This window comes from Pseudoxanthomonas sp. G3 (assembly GCF_057654715.1).
In genome coordinates this window covers 3956142-3977434 of sequence record NZ_CM172805.1, presented here as the reverse complement: position 1 = coordinate 3977434, position 21293 = coordinate 3956142, and the positions used below count along the sequence as shown (strand labels likewise).

Below are 21293 nucleotides of genomic sequence, written 5' to 3'. Positions count from 1 at the left end.
CGACGACGTACGCTTACCGTCGCGTCAACCACAACCAAACCATGATGGGTATCGCTTCGCTCAACCCATCCTACGAAACCCGGACACGGAGACACATGGCCACGCTCCCCGCCCTCCCCAAACTCGCCCCCGGCCTTTACCGCCATTACAAGGGCAACGACTACGAAGTCGTCGCGGTGGCACGGCACAGCGAGACGCTGGAGCCGGTGGTGGTGTATCGCGCGCTGTATGGCGAAGGCGGATTGTGGGTGCGACCGTACGCGATGTTCTGCGAGGAGGTCGTGGTGGGCGGACGCAACGTGCGGCGCTTTGCGCCGGTCGAGTGAGGCGCGCGTGACCACCTACATCGCCCTGCTCCGCGGCATCAACGTCGGCAAGGCCAAGCGCATCGCGATGGCGGATCTTTGCGCGCTGTTGGAAGGGCTGGGCCATGCCGACGTCGCCACGCTGCTCAACAGCGGCAACGTGGTGTTCCGCTCCGGCAGGAAGACACCCGCGAAGATCGCGGCCGAGATATCCGCCGCCATCGCCGCGCAATTGAACATCGAGGTGCCGGTCATCGTGAAATCGGCGAAGGACCTGGCCGCGATCATCGACGGCAATGCGCTGGCCGATGCGGCCGCCGATCCCTCGTGCCTGCTGGTCGCCTTCGTTCAGGAGGCCGATGCGCTGCCGGCGCTGTCCGCCATCGCGCCGCTCGTCGTGCCGCCGGAACGATTCCTGCTCGGACGCGAAGCCGCCTACCTGCACTGCGCGCGCGGCATCCTTGAAAGTAAGGCGGGCGAGGCGCTGGTGGGCAAGGCGGGCAAGGTCGCCACGACCCGCAACTGGGCCACCGTATTGAAACTGCAGGCGCTGGTGGAGAAGATCGGCGGCTGAGGTCCGTCCTCTTCCCATCGACGCCATCGCAGATGAACATCACGCGCTTCCGCATGTTCTTGATCGCCTCGGCCCTCCTTTCCGTTGCGACGATTGCGGCGGCCTTTCTCCCCGGCGGCTACACGCAGGCACTGTCGGATGCCTATGCCAACGAACCCGTGCCCTGGTTGTTCCAGAACGAGTCCGTCGCGATCGGCATAGGCGCCGCGGCGCTGGCGATCACGATCGCGGGGTACGTCGGGCTTTTCCTGCTGAAGCGCTGGGGCCGCACGCTGTCGCTGGGCATCACCCTACTCGGGCTTCCCCTCTACCTGCTGACGGGCCCTACGCTGATGTCGCCGTTCGAAGCGATGCTGAGCGACACCTCATTGATGGTCTGGGGCGCGTGCCTGGCGCTCGCCTACTACTCGCCGGTCGCCGCCAGGATGGAGGGCGGTAGCGATTCCCAGAGTAGTTCGGGGTGAACATTGGAGTCCGCACGCTCACAGATGGTGTGAGCGCGCAGTGCACCCGGCGTCGTGGCGATGTGTGATGACGAATCACACTGTTCGTTGTCTTAGCTCCGGACTGCGTTCACGAAGAAATTTTCTTCGTCATCGCGGCTCGGGGCTGCGCGGTCGCTGTTTTTTGCTCCGGCGACGCACCTTCGAGGTGCGGCATCTCACATGAAAGCTCCGCCGTCGCAGCGGAAAGCTTCGTCATCGCACATGAAAGCTCCGTCATCTCACCTCAAAGCCTCGGCGTCACAGAAACTTCGTCCGTCGTCGGACTTCGGAACTGCGTGCACGGAGAAATTTTCTTCGTCATCGCACAGTAGAGCTGCGTGACCGCACCTGCATGCTTCGCCGGCGCACCTCCACGGTGCGCGGTCTCACATCAACGTATCGTCGTTCCAGCGCGCAGGTCAGGCCCTGGCCCGCCTTCGCAACCGGGCAGGATCGCAGGCATAAGTGGGCGCAAACCCGGCCTACCGGGGTGCCGCCATCGCCTACAGATCGAAGCCCAGCAGCAGCGGGTCGTGGTCCGAGCTGCGGTAGGGCACGGCGGGATCGCCATCGGCGTAGCCCTGCGCGTCCTGTTCGTCGGCGTTGATGTGCCACTCGGCCGCGCCGCGCAGCTGCTTCGCCAAGGACGGGCTGAGCAGGGCGTGGTCGAGGCGGCCGCTGAGGCCGCTGTAGACGTAGCTGTAGGGCTGCTTGATGCCGGCCTGCTTGAACGCATCCACCCAGCCGGCGTCGTCGCGCAGCCAGCGTACCGGCGCTTCCATCGCATAAGCGTTGAAATCGCCGAGCATGACGAGGCGGTCGCTGCGGGTGCGGGTGGGATCGGTCTTCAGCCACGCATCGAGACGCTGCGCCGAATCCAGGCGCAGCGCGTTCCAGCAGCCGGCGCCGTCTTTCTGGTCGGCGTCCAGGCCGGTGGCTTCGGAGCAGCCCTTCGACTTGAAGTGGTTGGCGACCACGACGAAGGGCATGCCGTTGCCGCGAACGAACGCCTGCGCCAGCGGGCTGCGGCTGCGTTCGCCGAACGGGCCGGCTTCCAGCGTGGCGGGCTTGCCGGTGGGCGTCACCTTGTCGCTGCGATAGATGATGCCGACGCGGATGGTGTCGGGGCCGGGGCCCTGCTTCGCATCGATGAAGCGCCACGTGCCGCCGCCGGCGTTCAACGCAGCGACGAGTTGGGCGAGGCTGGAGTCGGCGCCGTAGCCGTCGTTCTCCAGTTCCATCAGCGCGGCGATGTCGGGATCGAGCCCGCGGATGGTGCCGACCAGTTTCTGCACCTGCGCCTGGTACTGCGCCGCGGTCTTGGCGCCGCGTTCGGTGGGGAAGCCACCGCCCTGGCCGTCGCCGTTGAACAGGTTTTCAAGATTGAACGCGGCGATGCGCACGTTGCCGGCGACCTGCGGTGCAGCCGGGCGTTCCGGTGCGGCGATCGTCGGAGCCACGGTGAGCTGCAGACGCCAACCGCCGTGGCGTGCATCGACAATGCCCTGCGCGCCGCTCAGCACGGTGCCGGTGCGCAGCGGCTGGCCCTTCTTCACGTACCAGACGGTGGCGGGGTCGCGCTTGGCGCTGCCGTCGTCCAGCACCAGGGTGCGGCGCGCGTTGTCGGCGGCGAGGCGCTTGGCCTCGCCGCTACCGGGCGCGGCGACTTCGCTGGGTTGCCACAAGCGGCCACCGAAGCTGGTGGTGAGTTCGCCGAAACGGCCCAGCGCATCGGTACCGCTCAGCGTGAGCGGCGCGTCGATGCGCGCGAGCATGCCTTCGTAGCGTTCCCAGTCGGCGGGCTGGGCGGTCAGCACGGCGGGCGCGATGCGGCCGGTGCCGCGCGACTGGACCACGGGGGCGTGCAGCGCCGTCAGCGTGTCGTCGCCGCCGGCCTTGCGCTCGCCGACGATGCCGCGCACGCGGATGCGGTCGCCCGCCGTGAGAACCGGGGCGGGCGTGCCGTCTTCGAAGGCGACGAACAGCGCGTCGGACGTCGTCGCCTTGCCGTCGCCGGCGTCCTGCACGAAGACGCCGCCCAGGTCGGCGAAGGCCGCGGTGACGACGCCTTCGACGGTGACGGTCTGCCCGTCCAGCGGGCTGCGGGCGCCCTCGCCCTGCACGTCGCCGATCGGCACGATGCGTTCCTTCGGCGTGGCCGCGCAGCCGGGCAGGGCGAAGGAGGCGAGCAGGGCGAGCGTGAGCAGCGAGCGGGGAGACGTCATCAGTGATCGAACCGGGCGAGCGAGGCGGCAAGGGTAAACGGATTGGGTGACGGGCGATGCGGTGCCCACGTGTTCCCCTCGCCCCGCGTGCGGGGAGAGGGTGCCCGGAGGGCGGGTGAGGGGCGACGGCGCCGCGGCGGCATCGAGACCGCGATGTCCCGAACGTTGCGGGGCAGCGTTCGACCGTGGGAATGGAACTCCGTTTTGCCCCTCATCCGCCCTCTGGGCACCTTCTCCCCGCAGGCGGGGAGAAGGGAACGTCCGCGAAGCTTTTTCGCACAAACAAAAACGCCGCCCGGAGGCGGCGTTTCTGCGGAAGGCGCGAAGCCTTACTTGATGTTGGCCAGCATCCAGTCGACGGTGGCGTGCACCTGTTCGTCGGTCAGGGCCGGGTTGCCGCCCTTCGGGGGCATGATGCCGCCGTCAGGACCGGTGAAGCCTTCGATGGCGTGCTTGTACAGGGTGTCCTTGCCCTTGCTGGCGCGCGCGCCCATGCCGGCGGCGGTCAGGGTGGGGGCCTTGCCCACGCCGTTGGTGTGGCAGGCGCCGCAGAGGTTCTGATAGATCACGCTGCCGTCGGTGGTGCCGCCATAGGCGACCTGCGAAGCAGCGGCGGCCTGGGCGGCGGCCGCGGCGGCGGCCTGGGCCGCGGCACCGGTTTCACCGGCGTACACGGCGCCGGCCGGCGCGATGCGGCCCTCGGTGATCTGGGCGGTCTTCGGGTTCACTTCCGGCGGAATCGCGCCGTGCAGGAAGTGCGCGCCGACGATCAGGCCACCGGTGACCAGCACCAGGAAGCCGATCACCATCGAGAAATGCTTGAGGAATTCGAGGTCGTAGTTACGCACTTTCCACCTTTGGCAGCACGGCCGCGGGGCCGTGCATGGCTACGAAAACGGGGGCCGACGGTCCGCGCGACGCGCGATCCAGGCGGGACCGGGCGCTGGAACGCCGCGGGCAAGGGCACATTATAAGCAGTGAGGCCATCCTTGCCTCAACACCGGCGCGTCCGGCTCACTGCGCCAGATACACCTGCAGCGGTGCGTGCAAGGCCTGCAGTACGCCCCGGATCGGGTAACCGGCGCCCGCGCCCTGGCCGGACAGCGCCTGCTGCAACACCTGCCGCTTCTCGGCGCCTTCGATGTGCAGGTACAGGCGGCCGGCATCGCGCAGCACCGGCAGGGTCAGGGTGATGCGGGGCTCGCCCGCGCCGGGCGCGCGCATCGGCAGTACGGTGGCGTCGGTATCCGGGTCCATCGCCTCGGCCAGGCGGTCGCCGCCGGGGAAGAACGAGGCGGTGTGGCCGTCGCCGCCCATGCCGAGCACGGCGACATCGAGCGAAGCCGGCAGTGCAGAGGCGACCTCGGACAGGGCCTCCTCCGGGGTGGCGGCAGCCCGGTACAGGGGGACGAAGCGGGCGCTGGCCGCGGCGTCCTGCAGCAGGTAGTCCTTTACCAGACGGGCGTTGGAGCGCTCGTGGCCCTCGTCGACCCAGCGTTCGTCGACCAGGGTGACGGTGACGTTCGCCCAGTCCAGCGCCTGCCCGGACAGGGCCTGCAGGAAGCGGCGCGGCGTGGTGCCGCCGGACAGGGCGACAGCGGCCTGTCCGCGCAGGGCCAAGGCCGCGCGCAGGTCGTCGGCGACGGCCTGGGCCAGCGCCTGGGCGACGGCGTCGCCGTCCGGGAACGGATGCAGCTGGATCTGCAGCGAGAGATCGGTGGGGGGCATGGGGCGACTCGGGAGTGGGGGCTTCCCGGGGGAAGGCAGGCCGGCTTGGGGTGCCGGGTGAAGGCCCCGCAAGGCGGGGCCGGCGACGTCAGACGGTGTCTTCGTGCCAGGTGCGGCCGTCGCGTTCGACCAGGGCGACGGCGGCGCTGGGACCCCACGAGCCGGCGGTGTAGGCCTTGGGTGTTTCGCGCCCGGCCTCCCACGCGGCCAGGATCGGGTCGATCCAGGCCCATGCGGCCTCGACTTCGTCACGACGCATGAAGAGGGTCTGGTTGCCGCGGACCACGTCCATCAGCAGGCGCTCGTAGGCTTCCGGCTGGTGCACGCCGAAGGCCTCGGCGAAGCTCATGTCCAGCGGCACATGCTGCAGGCGCAGGCCGCCCGGGCCCGGGTCCTTGATCATGATCCAGAGTTTCACGCCTTCGTCCGGCTGCAGGCGCAGCACCAGCTTGTTGCCCATCACCGGGCCGGCGCTGTCGTCGAAGATGGAGTGCGGGATCTGCTTGAACGCGATGACGATCTCCGAGACGCGCTCGGCCAAGCGCTTGCCGGTGCGCAGGTAGAACGGCACGCCGGCCCAGCGCCAGTTGTCGACCTCGGCCTTCAGCGCCACGAAGGTTTCGGTGCGCGAATCGGGCTTGCCGAGTTCTTCCAGATAGCCCGGCACGGCGGCACCGCTGCTGGCGCCGGCACGGTACTGGCCGCGCACGGACAGGTGGCCCACGTCTTCGCCGCGGATGGGCTTGAGCGAGCGCAGGACCTTCAGCTTCTCGTCGCGCACCGCATCGGCCTGCAGGGCGGCCGGCGGTTCCATCGCCACCATGCACAACAGCTGCAGCAGGTGGTTCTGGACCATGTCGCGCAGCGCGCCGGAGGTGTCGTAGTAGCCGGCGCGCTTCTCCAGGCCGACGGTCTCGGCCACGGTGATCTGCACGTGGTCGATCCGGCTGGCGTTCCACAGCGGTTCGAACAGGATGTTGGCGAAGCGCAGCGCCAGCAGGTTCTGGACGGTCTCTTTGCCCAGGTAGTGGTCGATGCGGAAGATCTGGCTTTCGGCGAAGGCGCTGCCGACGGCGTCGTTGATGACCGCGGCGCTGGCCGAGTCGTGGCCGATCGGCTTCTCGATCACCACGCGGGCGTTGCCGGTGTTCAACCCGTGCGCGCGCAGGCGATCGCAGATGTTCACGAACAGCGTGGGGCTGGTGGACAGATAGAACACACGGATGCGGTCGCCGGTGGTCTGCAGGCGGCTGGCAAACTCGTCCCAGCCTTCGTCCTTGGTGGCGTCCAGCGCCAGATAGCCCAGCTTCTCCAGGAACGCGGGCAGCCTGGCTTTCAGGGTGTCGTCGCCGGCCGCGATGCGAGCGAGTGCCTCGCCGACCTTGGCCCGATATTCGGCATCGCCCTGCTTGTCGCGGGCCACGCCGATAATCCGGCTGTCCTCGGGGATCTGGCCATCGGCATAGCGACGCAGCAAGCCAGGCAGCAGCTTGCGCAATGCCAGGTCGCCGGTGCCGCCGAAGATGACGAGATCGAAGGTGTCGACGGGTAAGGTCTTCGCGGTCACGGCGTATCTCGGCGCAGCAGGGGAAAGAGCGGTCACAATACCACCGGGGTACCACGCGATGCCAACAGGTCCGGTACGTGAAGGCATTGTTGCGGTATTGGTACGGCACTGGTATTTTGCTTTCCATGCAAAAGAACCTGCTCGAGGAATACCAGCGTCTGCAAACCGGGGAGTCCACTCGGGCAGTGGCCTACCTGCGCCTGCGCCGCGCGCTGCAGAACCTGATGGATGCCGGCGTACTGCGGCCGGGGCAGGCGCTTCCCAGCGAACGCGACTTGGCCCAGTTGCTGGACCTGTCGCGGGTGACCATTCGCAAGGCGCTGGCCGGGTTGATCGAAAGTGGTCTGCTCGTGCAGCGCCAAGGTGCCGGCACCTTCGTGGCCGAGCGGATCCTGCGACAGTTCTCACGGCTGACCAGCTTCACCGACGACCTGCGCGAGCGCGGGTTGAACCCGCAGGTGAAGTTCCTCGAGCGCACGGTGGGCGAGGTCACGCCCGAAGAGTCGATGGCCCTGAACCTGTCGCCCGGCAGCGGGGTCGTGCGCATGTACCGCCTCCGTCACGTGGACGGCGCCCCGATCGCCATCGAGCGCACCCTCGTTCCTTATGTTTTGCTGCCTGACCCGGAGAGCGTGACGACCTCGCTCTACGAGGCGCTGGACGCCTACGGCCACCGGCCCAAGCGGGCGTTGCAGCGCCTGCGCGCCGTGGCCCTGGATGAAGAAGCGGCCCGCCACCTCGATCTACCCGTAGGTGCCCCGGGTCTGCTGGTGGAGCGGCGCGCCTTCTTGGAAGACGGCCGGGTGGTCGAGTCCACCCGCTCCTACTATCGCGGCGACGCGTACGACTTCGTCGCCGAGTTACAGAGCGACTGATCCCTGGGTCCTTGCGACCCCATTTGCACCTCCCTGAGACGAATCCCGCTACCCCGCCTGTGTAGCGGGCGTTTCTTTGCGCGTCGTTTCGTCGGACATCACGCCAAATACTTGACGCTTCTCACTGAATTGGTGCGATCATGTACATACATGTAGTTGATGCTGTCATTAAATTGACGTTAACATGGCGTGAATTGGGGTAACCGTCACGATTTATCTGGACTTATGTCCGCTTTAACCACACGGACGCGAACTGTGACTCTGACCCGTTGATTCGCCCGCGCTGCGGCGTGGACGAAGGGCAGCAACTTCAAGACAGCCTTGGGGGAGGCAGTCCCGGGCTGGTTTTTTTTGATCCAGTCGCAAGGGACCACCGTGCTCGGCCTGACCCATCTCTTCAAAGCGGCCTCCGGCCGCCGCCACGTGGCGACCGCCTCCGGTTTGCTGTCGCTCGCCATGGCGATCCTTGCGCCTGCCCACGCACAGACTTCGGTCCAGAACACCGCGACGATCGCGCTGCCTCCTGGCGCCACGGTGGTCGACAGCAATCCGGCGAACAACACGTCGACAGCGACCGTCAGTGTGCTGGCACTGCCCCGGTTGACGCTGGTCAAGCAGGTCATCAACGACAACGGCGGAACGGCGGCAGCCAGCGCATGGACGCTGGTGGCAACGGGCGCCTCCACCACCATTTCGGGTGCAACGGGCACGGCGACCGTCACCAACGCGCCCGTTCCTACCGGCACCTACACCTTGTCCGAAACGGGAGGGACGGCCGGGTACACAGCCGACACCTGGAGGTGCGTAAAGAATGGCGACGACGCAGTCACCAGCAACACGATCGACCTGATTGGCAATGACGTTGCTACCTGCGTGCTCGTCAATAATGACCAGCCTGCCACGCTGACGCTGATCAAGACGGTCATCAATGACAACGGCGGCACCGCCACGGTCAGCAACTTCCCGCTGACGGCGACCGGTCCGACCACGATCACCGGCATTAGCGGCACTGCCGCAGTGACGAATACGTCGGTCGACGCCGGTGTGTACACGCTGTCGGAAGTGACGGCCGCCGGTTATGCCGCGGGTTCGTGGAGCTGCACGGCTGGCACGCTCTCGGGCAACCAGCTGACGCTGGCCAATGGCCAGAGCGCGAACTGCTCGATCACCAACAACGATCAGGCCGCGACGCTGACGCTGGTCAAGACGGTCATCAATGACAACGGCGGCACCGCCACGGTCAGCAACTTCCCGTTGACGGCGACCGGCCCGACCACGATCACCGGTGTGTCGGGTACGGCCGCGGTGACCAATGCGTCGGTCGACGCCGGCGTGTACACGCTGTCGGAAGTGACGGCGGCCGGTTACGCCGCGGGCAGCTGGAGCTGCACGGCCGGAACCTTGTCCGGCAACCAGCTGACCCTGGCCAATGGCCAGAGCGCGAGCTGCTCGATCACCAACAATGACCAGGCCGCGACGCTGACGCTGGTCAAGAACGTCTCCGGTGGTCCGGGTGTGCCAAGCGATTGGACGTTGTCCGCCACAGGCCCGACACCTGTCAGTGGTGCCGGCGGCGTTACGGCCGTGTCTGTCAGCGCGGGCACCTATACGCTCGCCGAAACCGGTGGCTCCGCTAATAACGCCTATACCGCGAGCACATGGAGCTGCGACGCGGGCGTGTTGGTTGCCGACCAGTTGACGTTGACCAATGGCGCCAATGCGACCTGCAGTATCACGAACACGTTCGTCGCGCCTGCGGTGAGCTACAGCAAGTCGGCCAGCACGACCGGTCCGGTGGCGGTGGGTGACACGATCACCTACACGCTGACGACGGTGGTGGCGAACTCGCAGACCACGTCGGTGACGACGCTGACCGACACGCTGGGCACGGGCCTGACGTTCGGTGCGGTGACCAATGCCGGTGCGTACACCTGCAACAGCACCAACCCGCTGGTGTGCACGCTGCCGGTGGGCACGCTGCCGGGCACCTACACGGTGACCTACACGGCGACGGTGAATGACCAGGCCGTGGGCACGGTGGACAACGCCGTGGTCGGCACCAACGCGACCTGCACGACGAACTGCGGCACCAGCACGCCGGTGACGGCGCCTGCGGTGAGCTACAGCAAGTCGGCCAGCACGACCGGTCCGGTGGCGGTGGGTGACACGATCACCTACACGCTGACGACGGTGGTGGCGAACTCGCAGACCACGTCGGTGACGACGCTGACCGACACGCTGGGCACGGGCCTGACGTTCGGTGCGGTGACCAATGCCGGTGCGTACACCTGCAACAGCACCAACCCGCTGGTGTGCACGCTGCCGGTGGGCACGCTGCCGGGCACCTACACGGTGACCTACACGGCGACGGTGAATGACCAGGCCGTGGGCACGGTGGACAACGCCGTGGTCGGCACCAACGCGACCTGCACGACGAACTGCGGCACCAGCACGCCGGTGACGGCGCCTGCGGTGAGCTACAGCAAGTCGGCCAGCACGACCGGTCCGGTGGCGGTGGGTGACACGATCACCTACACGCTGACGACGGTGGTGGCGAACTCGCAGACCACGTCGGTGACGACGCTGACCGACACGCTGGGCACGGGCCTGACGTTCGGTGCGGTGACCAATGCCGGTGCGTACACCTGCAACAGCACCAACCCGCTGGTGTGCACGCTGCCGGTGGGCACGCTGCCGGGCACCTACACGGTGACCTACACGGCGACGGTGAATGACCAGGCCGTGGGCACGGTGGACAACGCCGTGGTCGGCACCAACGCGACCTGCACGACGAACTGCGGCACCAGCACGCCGGTGACGGCGCCTGCGGTGAGCTACAGCAAGTCGGCCAGCACGACCGGTCCGGTGGCGGTGGGTGACACGATCACCTACACGCTGACGACGGTGGTGGCGAACTCGCAGACCACGTCGGTGACGACGCTGACCGACACGCTGGGCACGGGCCTGACGTTCGGTGCGGTGACCAATGCCGGTGCGTACACCTGCAACAGCACCAACCCGCTGGTGTGCACGCTGCCGGTGGGCACGCTGCCGGGCACCTACACGGTGACCTACACGGCGACGGTGAATGACCAGGCCGTGGGCACGGTGGACAACGCCGTGGTCGGCACCAACGCGACCTGCACGACGAACTGCGGCACCAGCACGCCGGTGACGGCGCCTGCGGTGAGCTACAGCAAGTCGGCCAGCACGACCGGTCCGGTGGCGGTGGGTGACACGATCACCTACACGCTGACGACGGTGGTGGCGAACTCGCAGACCACGTCGGTGACGACGCTGACCGACACGCTGGGCACGGGCCTGACGTTCGGTGCGGTGACCAATGCCGGTGCGTACACCTGCAACAGCACCAACCCGCTGGTGTGCACGCTGCCGGTGGGCACGCTGCCGGGCACCTACACGGTGACCTACACGGCGACGGTGAATGACCAGGCCGTGGGCACGGTGGACAACGCCGTGGTCGGCACCAACGCGACCTGCACGACGAACTGCGGCACCAGCACGCCGGTGACGGCGCCTGCGGTGAGCTACAGCAAGTCGGCCAGCACGACCGGTCCGGTGGCGGTGGGTGACACGATCACCTACACGCTGACGACGGTGGTGGCGAACTCGCAGACCACGTCGGTGACGACGCTGACCGACACGCTGGGCACGGGCCTGACGTTCGGTGCGGTGACCAATGCCGGTGCGTACACCTGCAACAGCACCAACCCGCTGGTGTGCACGCTGCCGGTGGGCACGCTGCCGGGCACCTACACGGTGACCTACACGGCGACGGTGAATGACCAGGCCGTGGGCACGGTGGACAACGCCGTGGTCGGCACCAACGCGACCTGCACGACGAACTGCGGCACCAGCACGCCGGTGACGGCGCCTGCGGTGAGCTACAGCAAGTCGGCCAGCACGACCGGTCCGGTGGCGGTGGGTGACACGATCACCTACACGCTGACGACGGTGGTGGCGAACTCGCAGACCACGTCGGTGACGACGCTGACCGACACGCTGGGCACGGGCCTGACGTTCGGTGCGGTGACCAATGCCGGTGCGTACACCTGCAACAGCACCAACCCGCTGGTGTGCACGCTGCCGGTGGGCACGCTGCCGGGCACCTACACGGTGACCTACACGGCGACGGTGAATGACCAGGCCGTGGGCACGGTGGACAACGCCGTGGTCGGCACCAACGCGACCTGCACGACGAACTGCGGCACCAGCACGCCGGTGACGGCGCCTGCGGTGAGCTACAGCAAGTCGGCCAGCACGACCGGTCCGGTGGCGGTGGGTGACACGATCACCTACACGCTGACGACGGTGGTGGCGAACTCGCAGACCACGTCGGTGACGACGCTGACCGACACGCTGGGCACGGGCCTGACGTTCGGTGCGGTGACCAATGCCGGTGCGTACACCTGCAACAGCACCAACCCGCTGGTGTGCACGCTGCCGGTGGGCACGCTGCCGGGCACCTACACGGTGACCTACACGGCGACGGTGAATGACCAGGCCGTGGGCACGGTGGACAACGCCGTGGTCGGCACCAACGCGACCTGCACGACGAACTGCGGCACCAGCACGCCGGTGACGGCGCCTGCGGTGAGCTACAGCAAGTCGGCCAGCACGACCGGTCCGGTGGCGGTGGGTGACACGATCACCTACACGCTGACGACGGTGGTGGCGAACTCGCAGACCACGTCGGTGACGACGCTGACCGACACGCTGGGCACGGGCCTGACGTTCGGTGCGGTGACCAATGCCGGTGCGTACACCTGCAACAGCACCAACCCGCTGGTGTGCACGCTGCCGGTGGGCACGCTGCCGGGCACCTACACGGTGACCTACACGGCGACGGTGAATGACCAGGCCGTGGGCACGGTGGACAACGCCGTGGTCGGCACCAACGCGACCTGCACGACGAACTGCGGCACCAGCACGCCGGTGACGGCGCCTGCGGTGAGCTACAGCAAGTCGGCCAGCACGACCGGTCCGGTGGCGGTGGGTGACACGATCACCTACACGCTGACGACGGTGGTGGCGAACTCGCAGACCACGTCGGTGACGACGCTGACCGACACGCTGGGCACGGGCCTGACGTTCGGTGCGGTGACCAATGCCGGTGCGTACACCTGCAACAGCACCAACCCGCTGGTGTGCACGCTGCCGGTGGGCACGCTGCCGGGCACCTACACGGTGACCTACACGGCGACGGTGAATGACCAGGCCGTGGGCACGGTGGACAACGCCGTGGTCGGCACCAACGCGACCTGCACGACGAACTGCGGCACCAGCACGCCGGTGACGGCGCCTGCGGTGAGCTACAGCAAGTCGGCCAGCACGACCGGTCCGGTGGCGGTGGGTGACACGATCACCTACACGCTGACGACGGTGGTGGCGAACTCGCAGACCACGTCGGTGACGACGCTGACCGACACGCTGGGCACGGGCCTGACGTTCGGTGCGGTGACCAATGCCGGTGCGTACACCTGCAACAGCACCAACCCGCTGGTGTGCACGCTGCCGGTGGGCACGCTGCCGGGCACCTACACGGTGACCTACACGGCGACGGTGAATGACCAGGCCGTGGGCACGGTGGACAACGCCGTGGTCGGCACCAACGCGACCTGCACGACGAACTGCGGCACCAGCACGCCGGTGACGGCGCCTGCGGTGAGCTACAGCAAGTCGGCCAGCACGACCGGTCCGGTGGCGGTGGGTGACACGATCACCTACACGCTGACGACGGTGGTGGCGAACTCGCAGACCACGTCGGTGACGACGCTGACCGACACGCTGGGCACGGGCCTGACGTTCGGTGCGGTGACCAATGCCGGTGCGTACACCTGCAACAGCACCAACCCGCTGGTGTGCACGCTGCCGGTGGGCACGCTGCCGGGCACCTACACGGTGACCTACACGGCGACGGTGAATGACCAGGCCGTGGGCACGGTGGACAACGCCGTGGTCGGCACCAACGCGACCTGCACGACGAACTGCGGCACCAGCACGCCGGTGACGGCGCCTGCGGTGAGCTACAGCAAGTCGGCCAGCACGACCGGTCCGGTGGCGGTGGGTGACACGATCACCTACACGCTGACGACGGTGGTGGCGAACTCGCAGACCACGTCGGTGACGACGCTGACCGACACGCTGGGCACGGGCCTGACGTTCGGTGCGGTGACCAATGCCGGTGCGTACACCTGCAACAGCACCAACCCGCTGGTGTGCACGCTGCCGGTGGGCACGCTGCCGGGCACCTACACGGTGACCTACACGGCGACGGTGAATGACCAGGCCGTGGGCACGGTGGACAACGCCGTGGTCGGCACCAACGCGACCTGCACGACGAACTGCGGCACCAGCACGCCGGTGACGGCGCCTGCGGTGAGCTACAGCAAGTCGGCCAGCACGACCGGTCCGGTGGCGGTGGGTGACACGATCACCTACACGCTGACGACGGTGGTGGCGAACTCGCAGACCACGTCGGTGACGACGCTGACCGACACGCTGGGCACGGGCCTGACGTTCGGTGCGGTGACCAATGCCGGTGCGTACACCTGCAACAGCACCAACCCGCTGGTGTGCACGCTGCCGGTGGGCACGCTGCCGGGCACCTACACGGTGACCTACACGGCGACGGTGAATGACCAGGCCGTGGGCACGGTGGACAACGCCGTGGTCGGCACCAACGCGACCTGCACGACGAACTGCGGCACCAGCACGCCGGTGACGGCGCCTGCGGTGAGCTACAGCAAGTCGGCCAGCACGACCGGTCCGGTGGCGGTGGGTGACACGATCACCTACACGCTGACGACGGTGGTGGCGAACTCGCAGACCACGTCGGTGACGACGCTGACCGACACGCTGGGCACGGGCCTGACGTTCGGTGCGGTGACCAATGCCGGTGCGTACACCTGCAACAGCACCAACCCGCTGGTGTGCACGCTGCCGGTGGGCACGCTGCCGGGCACCTACACGGTGACCTACACGGCGACGGTGAATGACCAGGCCGTGGGCACGGTGGACAACGCCGTGGTCGGCACCAACGCGACCTGCACGACGAACTGCGGCACCAGCACGCCGGTGACGGCGCCTGCGGTGAGCTACAGCAAGTCGGCCAGCACGACCGGTCCGGTGGCGGTGGGTGACACGATCACCTACACGCTGACGACGGTGGTGGCGAACTCGCAGACCACGTCGGTGACGACGCTGACCGACACGCTGGGCACGGGCCTGACGTTCGGTGCGGTGACCAATGCCGGTGCGTACACCTGCAACAGCACCAACCCGCTGGTGTGCACGCTGCCGGTGGGCACGCTGCCGGGCACCTACACGGTGACCTACACGGCGACGGTGAATGACCAGGCCGTGGGCACGGTGGACAACGCCGTGGTCGGCACCAACGCGACCTGCACGACGAACTGCGGCACCAGCACGCCGGTGACGGCGCCTGCGGTGAGCTACAGCAAGTCGGCCAGCACGACCGGTCCGGTGGCGGTGGGTGACACGATCACCTACACGCTGACGACGGTGGTGGCGAACTCGCAGACCACGTCGGTGACGACGCTGACCGACACGCTGGGCACGGGCCTGACGTTCGGTGCGGTGACCAATGCCGGTGCGTACACCTGCAACAGCACCAACCCGCTGGTGTGCACGCTGCCGGTGGGCACGCTGCCGGGCACCTACACGGTGACCTACACGGCGACGGTGAATGACCAGGCCGTGGGCACGGTGGACAACGCCGTGGTCGGCACCAACGCGACCTGCACGACGAACTGCGGCACCAGCACGCCGGTGACGGCGCCTGCGGTGAGCTACAGCAAGTCGGCCAGCACGACCGGTCCGGTGGCGGTGGGTGACACGATCACCTACACGCTGACGACGGTGGTGGCGAACTCGCAGACCACGTCGGTGACGACGCTGACCGACACGCTGGGCACGGGCCTGACGTTCGGTGCGGTGACCAATGCCGGTGCGTACACCTGCAACAGCACCAACCCGCTGGTGTGCACGCTGCCGGTGGGCACGCTGCCGGGCACCTACACGGTGACCTACACGGCGACGGTGAATGACCAGGCCGTGGGCACGGTGGACAACGCCGTGGTCGGCACCAACGCGACCTGCACGACGAACTGCGGCACCAGCACGCCGGTGACGGCGCCTGCGGTGAGCTACAGCAAGTCGGCCAGCACGACCGGTCCGGTGGCGGTGGGTGACACGATCACCTACACGCTGACGACGGTGGTGGCGAACTCGCAGACCACGTCGGTGACGACGCTGACCGACACGCTGGGCACGGGCCTGACGTTCGGTGCGGTGACCAATGCCGGTGCGTACACCTGCAACAGCACCAACCCGCTGGTGTGCACGCTGCCGGTGGGCACGCTGCCGGGCACCTACACGGTGACCTACACGGCGACGGTGAATGACCAGGCCGTGGGCACGGTGGACAACGCCGTGGTCGGCACCAACGCGACCTGCACGACGAACTGCGGCACCAGCACGCCGGTGACGGCGCCTGCGGTGAGCTACAGCAAGTCGGCCAGCACGACCGGTCCGGTGGCGGTGGGTGACACGATCACCTACACGCTGACGACGGTGGTGGCGAACTCGCAGACCACGTCGGTGACGACGCTGACCGACACGCTGGGCACGGGCCTGACGTTCGGTGCGGTGACCAATGCCGGTGCGTACACCTGCAACAGCACCAACCCGCTGGTGTGCACGCTGCCGGTGGGCACGCTGCCGGGCACCTACACGGTGACCTACACGGCGACGGTGAATGACCAGGCCGTGGGCACGGTGGACAACGCCGTGGTCGGCACCAACGCGACCTGCACGACGAACTGCGGCACCAGCACGCCGGTGACGGCGCCTGCGGTGAGCTACAGCAAGTCGGCCAGCACGACCGGTCCGGTGGCGGTGGGTGACACGATCACCTACACGCTGACGACGGTGGTGGCGAACTCGCAGACCACGTCGGTGACGACGCTGACCGACACGCTGGGCACGGGCCTGACGTTCGGTGCGGTGACCAATGCCGGTGCGTACACCTGCAACAGCACCAACCCGCTGGTGTGCACGCTGCCGGTGGGCACGCTGCCGGGCACCTACACGGTGACCTACACGGCGACGGTGAATGACCAGGCCGTGGGCACGGTGGACAACGCCGTGGTCGGCACCAACGCGACCTGCACGACGAACTGCGGCACCAGCACGCCGGTGACGGCGCCTGCGGTGAGCTACAGCAAGTCGGCCAGCACGACCGGTCCGGTGGCGGTGGGTGACACGATCACCTACACGCTGACGACGGTGGTGGCGAACTCGCAGACCACGTCGGTGACGACGCTGACCGACACGCTGGGCACGGGCCTGACGTTCGGTGCGGTGACCAATGCCGGTGCGTACACCTGCAACAGCACCAACCCGCTGGTGTGCACGCTGCCGGTGGGCACGCTGCCGGGCACCTACACGGTGACCTACACGGCGACGGTGAATGACCAGGCCGTGGGCACGGTGGACAACGCCGTGGTCGGCACCAACGCGACCTGCACGACGAACTGCGGCACCAGCACGCCGGTGACGGCGCCTGCGGTGAGCTACAGCAAGTCGGCCAGCACGACCGGTCCGGTGGCGGTGGGTGACACGATCACCTACACGCTGACGACGGTGGTGGCGAACTCGCAGACCACGTCGGTGACGACGCTGACCGACACGCTGGGCACGGGCCTGACGTTCGGTGCGGTGACCAATGCCGGTGCGTACACCTGCAACAGCACCAACCCGCTGGTGTGCACGCTGCCGGTGGGCACGCTGCCGGGCACCTACACGGTGACCTACACGGCGACGGTGAATGACCAGGCCGTGGGCACGGTGGACAACGCCGTGGTCGGCACCAACGCGACCTGCACGACGAACTGCGGCACCAGCACGCCGGTGACGGCGCCTGCGGTGAGCTACAGCAAGTCGGCCAGCACGACCGGTCCGGTGGCGGTGGGTGACACGATCACCTACACGCTGACGACGGTGGTGGCGAACTCGCAGACCACGTCGGTGACGACGCTGACCGACACGCTGGGCACGGGCCTGACGTTCGGTGCGGTGACCAATGCCGGTGCGTACACCTGCAACAGCACCAACCCGCTGGTGTGCACGCTGCCGGTGGGCACGCTGCCGGGCACCTACACGGTGACCTACACGGCGACGGTGAATGACCAGGCCGTGGGCACGGTGGACAACGCCGTGGTCGGCACCAACGCGACCTGCACGACGAACTGCGGCACCAGCACGCCGGTGACGGCGCCTGCGGTGAGCTACAGCAAGTCGGCCAGCACGACCGGTCCGGTGGCGGTGGGTGACACGATCACCTACACGCTGACGACGGTGGTGGCGAACTCGCAGACCACGTCGGTGACGACGCTGACCGACACGCTGGGCACGGGCCTGACGTTCGGTGCGGTGACCAATGCCGGTGCGTACACCTGCAACAGCACCAACCCGCTGGTGTGCACGCTGCCGGTGGGCACGCTGCCGGGCACCTACACGGTGACCTACACGGCGACGGTGAATGACCAGGCCGTGGGCACGGTGGACAACGCCGTGGTCGGCACCAACGCGACCTGCACGACGAACTGCGGCACCAGCACGCCGGTGACGGCGCCTGCAGTGAGCTACAGCAAGTCGGTCGAGTTGCCGGTTGGCCAGACTGAGGTTTCGGCAGGCGATACGCTGACCTACACCCTGACGGCCACCATTGGGAACTCGAGTACCACTGCGCTACTGACCCTTACCGACACCCTGGGAACCGGCCTGACGCTGGGAGCCGTGTCTGCCGGCAACTTCTCGTGTGGTACCGCAAACCCGCTCGTGTGTACGTTGCCTTCAGGGACTGCACCGGGTACCTACTCGCTCACCTATACGGCCATCGTCAACGATCAGGCGACGGGGACCGTGAGGAACGCGGTGGTCGGTACCGGCGATGACGCCCCGACCTGTGCAGGCACCTGCACTACCGAAACTCCGGTCACCGAGCCGCTGCCGCCCTTGGTGACGTATGCCAAGTCCGCGGCGCTGCCGGCCGGCCAGGCCGAGGTCCGCGTGGGCGATACCGTCACTTACACGCTGACCACAACGGTCGTCAACGCCGTCACCACCGGGGATCTGGTGCTGACCGACACGCTGGGCGCGGGCCTGACCTTCGGCGCCGTGACCAACGGTGGCCTGTACGCGGCCAACACCAGCGGTGCGCCGGTGCTGACGTTCACCCTGCCGGCCGGCACCGTGCCGGGCACGTATACGGTGACCTACACGGCCACCGTGAACCCGCAGGCTCGCGGCACGGTGAACAACGCCGTGGTGGGAGCGGGCGACGATGCGCCGACCTGCTCGGGCGGTTGCACCACCGAAACGCCTGTCGCCGCGCCGCGCGTGGTGGTGTCGAAGTCGTCCGATCCGGGCAACGGCGCGCAGGTCCAGGTGGGTCAGACGGTCCGCTACACGCTCGCCGTGGACGTCGCCGGCTCCGCATTGACCCAGGAGCTGGTGCTGGTGGATACCCCGGACCGTGGCTTGACCCTGGGCGCGTTGCCAGCGGGCTGCGCGTTCGACGGCACCCTGCTGACCTGCCGCCTGCCGGCGGGCACGTCCACCGGCGTTCATCCGCTGACCTACGATGCCATCGTCAACGAGAACGCTGGGGCCATAGTCGGCAACCAGGTGACCGCCTCCGGCGGCGGTGGCGAAACGCCGGTCTGCACGACCTGCAGCACGGAGCATGAGCTGGATGCACCCGAGATCCGCCTGACCAAGACCGCGGGCAGCCGCGAAGTCCGCATCGGCGACCTCGTGCGGTACACGCTGACCGTGCAGAACGTCGGCAGCGTGGCGCTGATCAACGGCAGCGTGGTCGACACGCCCGCCGTAGGCTTCAGCTACGTCGAAGGCTCGCTGCTGGCCAACGATGCCGATGGTATGGCGACGGTGGCTGGCGGCAATCCGCTGCGCTTCGACGGGGTGGATGTCGCCCCGGGCCAGAGCGCCACCTTGGTCTACGCGATGCGGGTGGGTGCGGGCGTGCGTCCGGGCACCCATGTCAACCAGGCACAAGTACGTTCTGCCACGGACGACCCGATCTCCAACATCGCCACGGCCGAGGTCCAACTGATAGCGGATCCGCTGCTGGATGACAGCCTCGTGTTCGGCACGGTCTTCAACGACCGCGACAGCGACGGCTGGCAAGACAGCGCCGCACTGAGTGGCGTGAAGGTGCAGGGTGGCTTCGCTCCAGCGGCCTACATCGCCAACTCCACCACCGTGGATCGCGGTGCCGGTCCGCAACCGGAGCCCGATGCGAGCTCGCCTCTCTTGCACGGCATCGCCGTGGGCGAGATCAGCGGGCGCCAGTCGGTGGCCGATCCGGTCGAGGACCACGAAGTGGTCATCCGCCAGCGCCTGCGCGAAGCGGCCTTCACCGACGACTTCGTGCTGACGACCGCACAAGGCGTCACCGTACGCATGGATGCGGCCGGAATCACTCGCCTGGAGACGTCTGGCGACGCGGCGAAGGGCTTGACCGCGGCGGCGCCCACGGTGGAACGCCGCGTGGCCCAGTCCGAAGACGGTTACGTGGTGGACTACGTCATCCGCAACGCCGGCATCGACGAGCGTGGTATACCGGGTGTGCGTATCGCATCGGTGGAAGGCCTGCTGATCGAGACCGACCAGTTCGGCCGCTATCACTTGGCCGGCGTGCCGGGCGGTGCGTGGGAGCGTGGTCGCAACTTCATCCTGAAGGTCGACCCCTCCACCCTGCCCGCGGGTGCCGAGTTCACCACCGACAACCCGCTGCTTCGCCGGATCACGCCCGGCGTGCCCGTCCGCTTCGACTGGGGCGTCAAGCTGCCCGAGCAGGTCATCGAAGGCGGAACGAAGCAGGTCGAACTGGAGATGGGCGAAGTGTTCTTCGCCCCCGGCAGCGCAGAAGTACGGGAGAAGTATCTGCCGGTAGTCGAGGCGATGGCAGCCAAGGTGCGCGAGTACCAAGGCGGCGAAGTCGTCATTCACGCCAACGGCGACAACGAAGGCCTGGCGTTCGACCGTGCGAACGCGGTCAAGGCGGCCCTGCTGGCCACGCTCGATACCGCTTCCGCCAAGGGACTGGTGGTCAGCGTGCGCGGGACAGTCGACGACCCCAGCTCGATGATCGTCGGTGTGGATGAAGGCGGCGCGCTGCTCGGCACCGTGCTGTTCGATACCGACAAGTCCGCGATCAAGCCGGTCTTCGAGCCGTTGCTCGACAAGGTGGCCGCGGCACTGGAAAAGATGGGCGGGGGCAGCATCGCCATCGTCGGCCACACCGACGTGCGGGCGTCCCATGCCTACAACGTCGCCCTGGGCATGCGTCGCGCCAAGGCGGTTTACGAAGCGCTCGCCAAACGTTTGAGTCCGGAGGTGCGTGCCAAGGTTCGGGTGGAAGCCAGCAACGATCCGACAGCCCCTGTCGGCGTACGGAAGTGAG

9 protein-coding genes are annotated in these 21293 nt (G+C 67.8%); 5 read left to right on the top strand and 4 right to left on the bottom strand.

The genetic code is table 11. The features are described 5' to 3' along the window. The first annotated feature begins 95 nt into the window (after positions 1-95). From AC23D6_RS19025 to AC23D6_RS19015, 3 genes are read left to right on the top strand one after another with little or no spacing between them, the layout of a single operon-like run. Positions 96-326, top strand: a complete 231-nt coding sequence (locus AC23D6_RS19025) for a DUF1653 domain-containing protein (protein ID WP_487750760.1) — start codon at positions 96-98, stop codon at positions 324-326. Positions 327-333: 7 nt separating this feature from the next. Next, the gene (locus AC23D6_RS19020) at positions 334-879 is read left to right on the top strand and encodes a DUF1697 domain-containing protein (protein WP_487750759.1); all 546 of its coding nucleotides are present in this window, start codon (positions 334-336) and stop codon (positions 877-879) included. Positions 880-911: 32 nt separating this feature from the next. Next, on the top strand, positions 912-1343 hold the full coding sequence (locus tag AC23D6_RS19015) for a hypothetical protein (protein ID WP_487750758.1): 432 nt from the start codon (positions 912-914) through the stop codon (positions 1341-1343). A 524-nt stretch (positions 1344-1867) separates the two neighbouring features. Here AC23D6_RS19015 and AC23D6_RS19010 read toward each other — a convergent pair. The 4 genes from AC23D6_RS19010 to zwf all read right to left on the bottom strand — a co-directional run bounded on the left by AC23D6_RS19010 (position 1868) and on the right by zwf (position 6884). Then, the gene (locus AC23D6_RS19010) at positions 1868-3589 is read right to left on the bottom strand and encodes an ExeM/NucH family extracellular endonuclease (protein WP_487750757.1); all 1722 of its coding nucleotides are present in this window, start codon (positions 3587-3589) and stop codon (positions 1868-1870) included. 329 nt (positions 3590-3918) lie between these two features. Beyond that, a complete protein-coding gene (locus tag AC23D6_RS19005) occupies positions 3919-4437 on the bottom strand; it encodes a c-type cytochrome (RefSeq protein ID WP_487750756.1) in 519 nt (172 codons plus the stop codon). Between the two features lie 166 nt (positions 4438-4603). Further along, complete coding sequence (gene pgl, locus AC23D6_RS19000) at positions 4604-5317, bottom strand: 6-phosphogluconolactonase (RefSeq protein WP_487750755.1); 714 nt, start codon at positions 5315-5317, stop codon at positions 4604-4606. Between the two features lie 88 nt (positions 5318-5405). Further along, positions 5406-6884 carry a glucose-6-phosphate dehydrogenase gene (gene zwf / locus AC23D6_RS18995; RefSeq protein WP_487750754.1) on the bottom strand — a complete coding sequence of 493 codons (1479 nt, stop codon included), beginning with the start codon at positions 6882-6884 and terminating at the stop codon, positions 5406-5408. Between the two features lie 125 nt (positions 6885-7009). Here zwf and AC23D6_RS18990 point away from each other — a divergent pair, with 125 nt between their 5' ends. Continuing rightward, positions 7010-7759, top strand: coding sequence for a GntR family transcriptional regulator (locus AC23D6_RS18990; RefSeq protein ID WP_487752686.1), 750 nt, complete (start codon positions 7010-7012; stop codon positions 7757-7759). A 351-nt stretch (positions 7760-8110) separates the two neighbouring features. Beyond that, positions 8111-21292, top strand: a complete 13182-nt coding sequence (locus tag AC23D6_RS18985; protein WP_487750753.1) for an isopeptide-forming domain-containing fimbrial protein — start codon at positions 8111-8113, stop codon at positions 21290-21292. Position 21293 lies beyond the last annotated feature (1 nt).

What these genes read in the sequence shown, in the direction of transcription:
- AC23D6_RS19025 (WP_487750760.1), top strand. Translation starts at nt 96, where the DNA reads ATGGCCACGCTCCCCGCCCTCCCCAAACTCGCCCCCGGCCTTTACCGC.
- AC23D6_RS19010 (WP_487750757.1), bottom strand. Translation starts at nt 3,589, where the DNA reads ATGACGTCTCCCCGCTCGCTGCTCACGCTCGCCCTGCTCGCCTCCTTC.
- pgl (WP_487750755.1), bottom strand. Translation starts at nt 5,317, where the DNA reads ATGCCCCCCACCGATCTCTCGCTGCAGATCCAGCTGCATCCGTTCCCG.
- AC23D6_RS18990 (WP_487752686.1), top strand. Translation starts at nt 7,010, where the DNA reads ATGCAAAAGAACCTGCTCGAGGAATACCAGCGTCTGCAAACCGGGGAG.
- AC23D6_RS19015 (WP_487750758.1), top strand. Translation starts at nt 912, where the DNA reads ATGAACATCACGCGCTTCCGCATGTTCTTGATCGCCTCGGCCCTCCTT.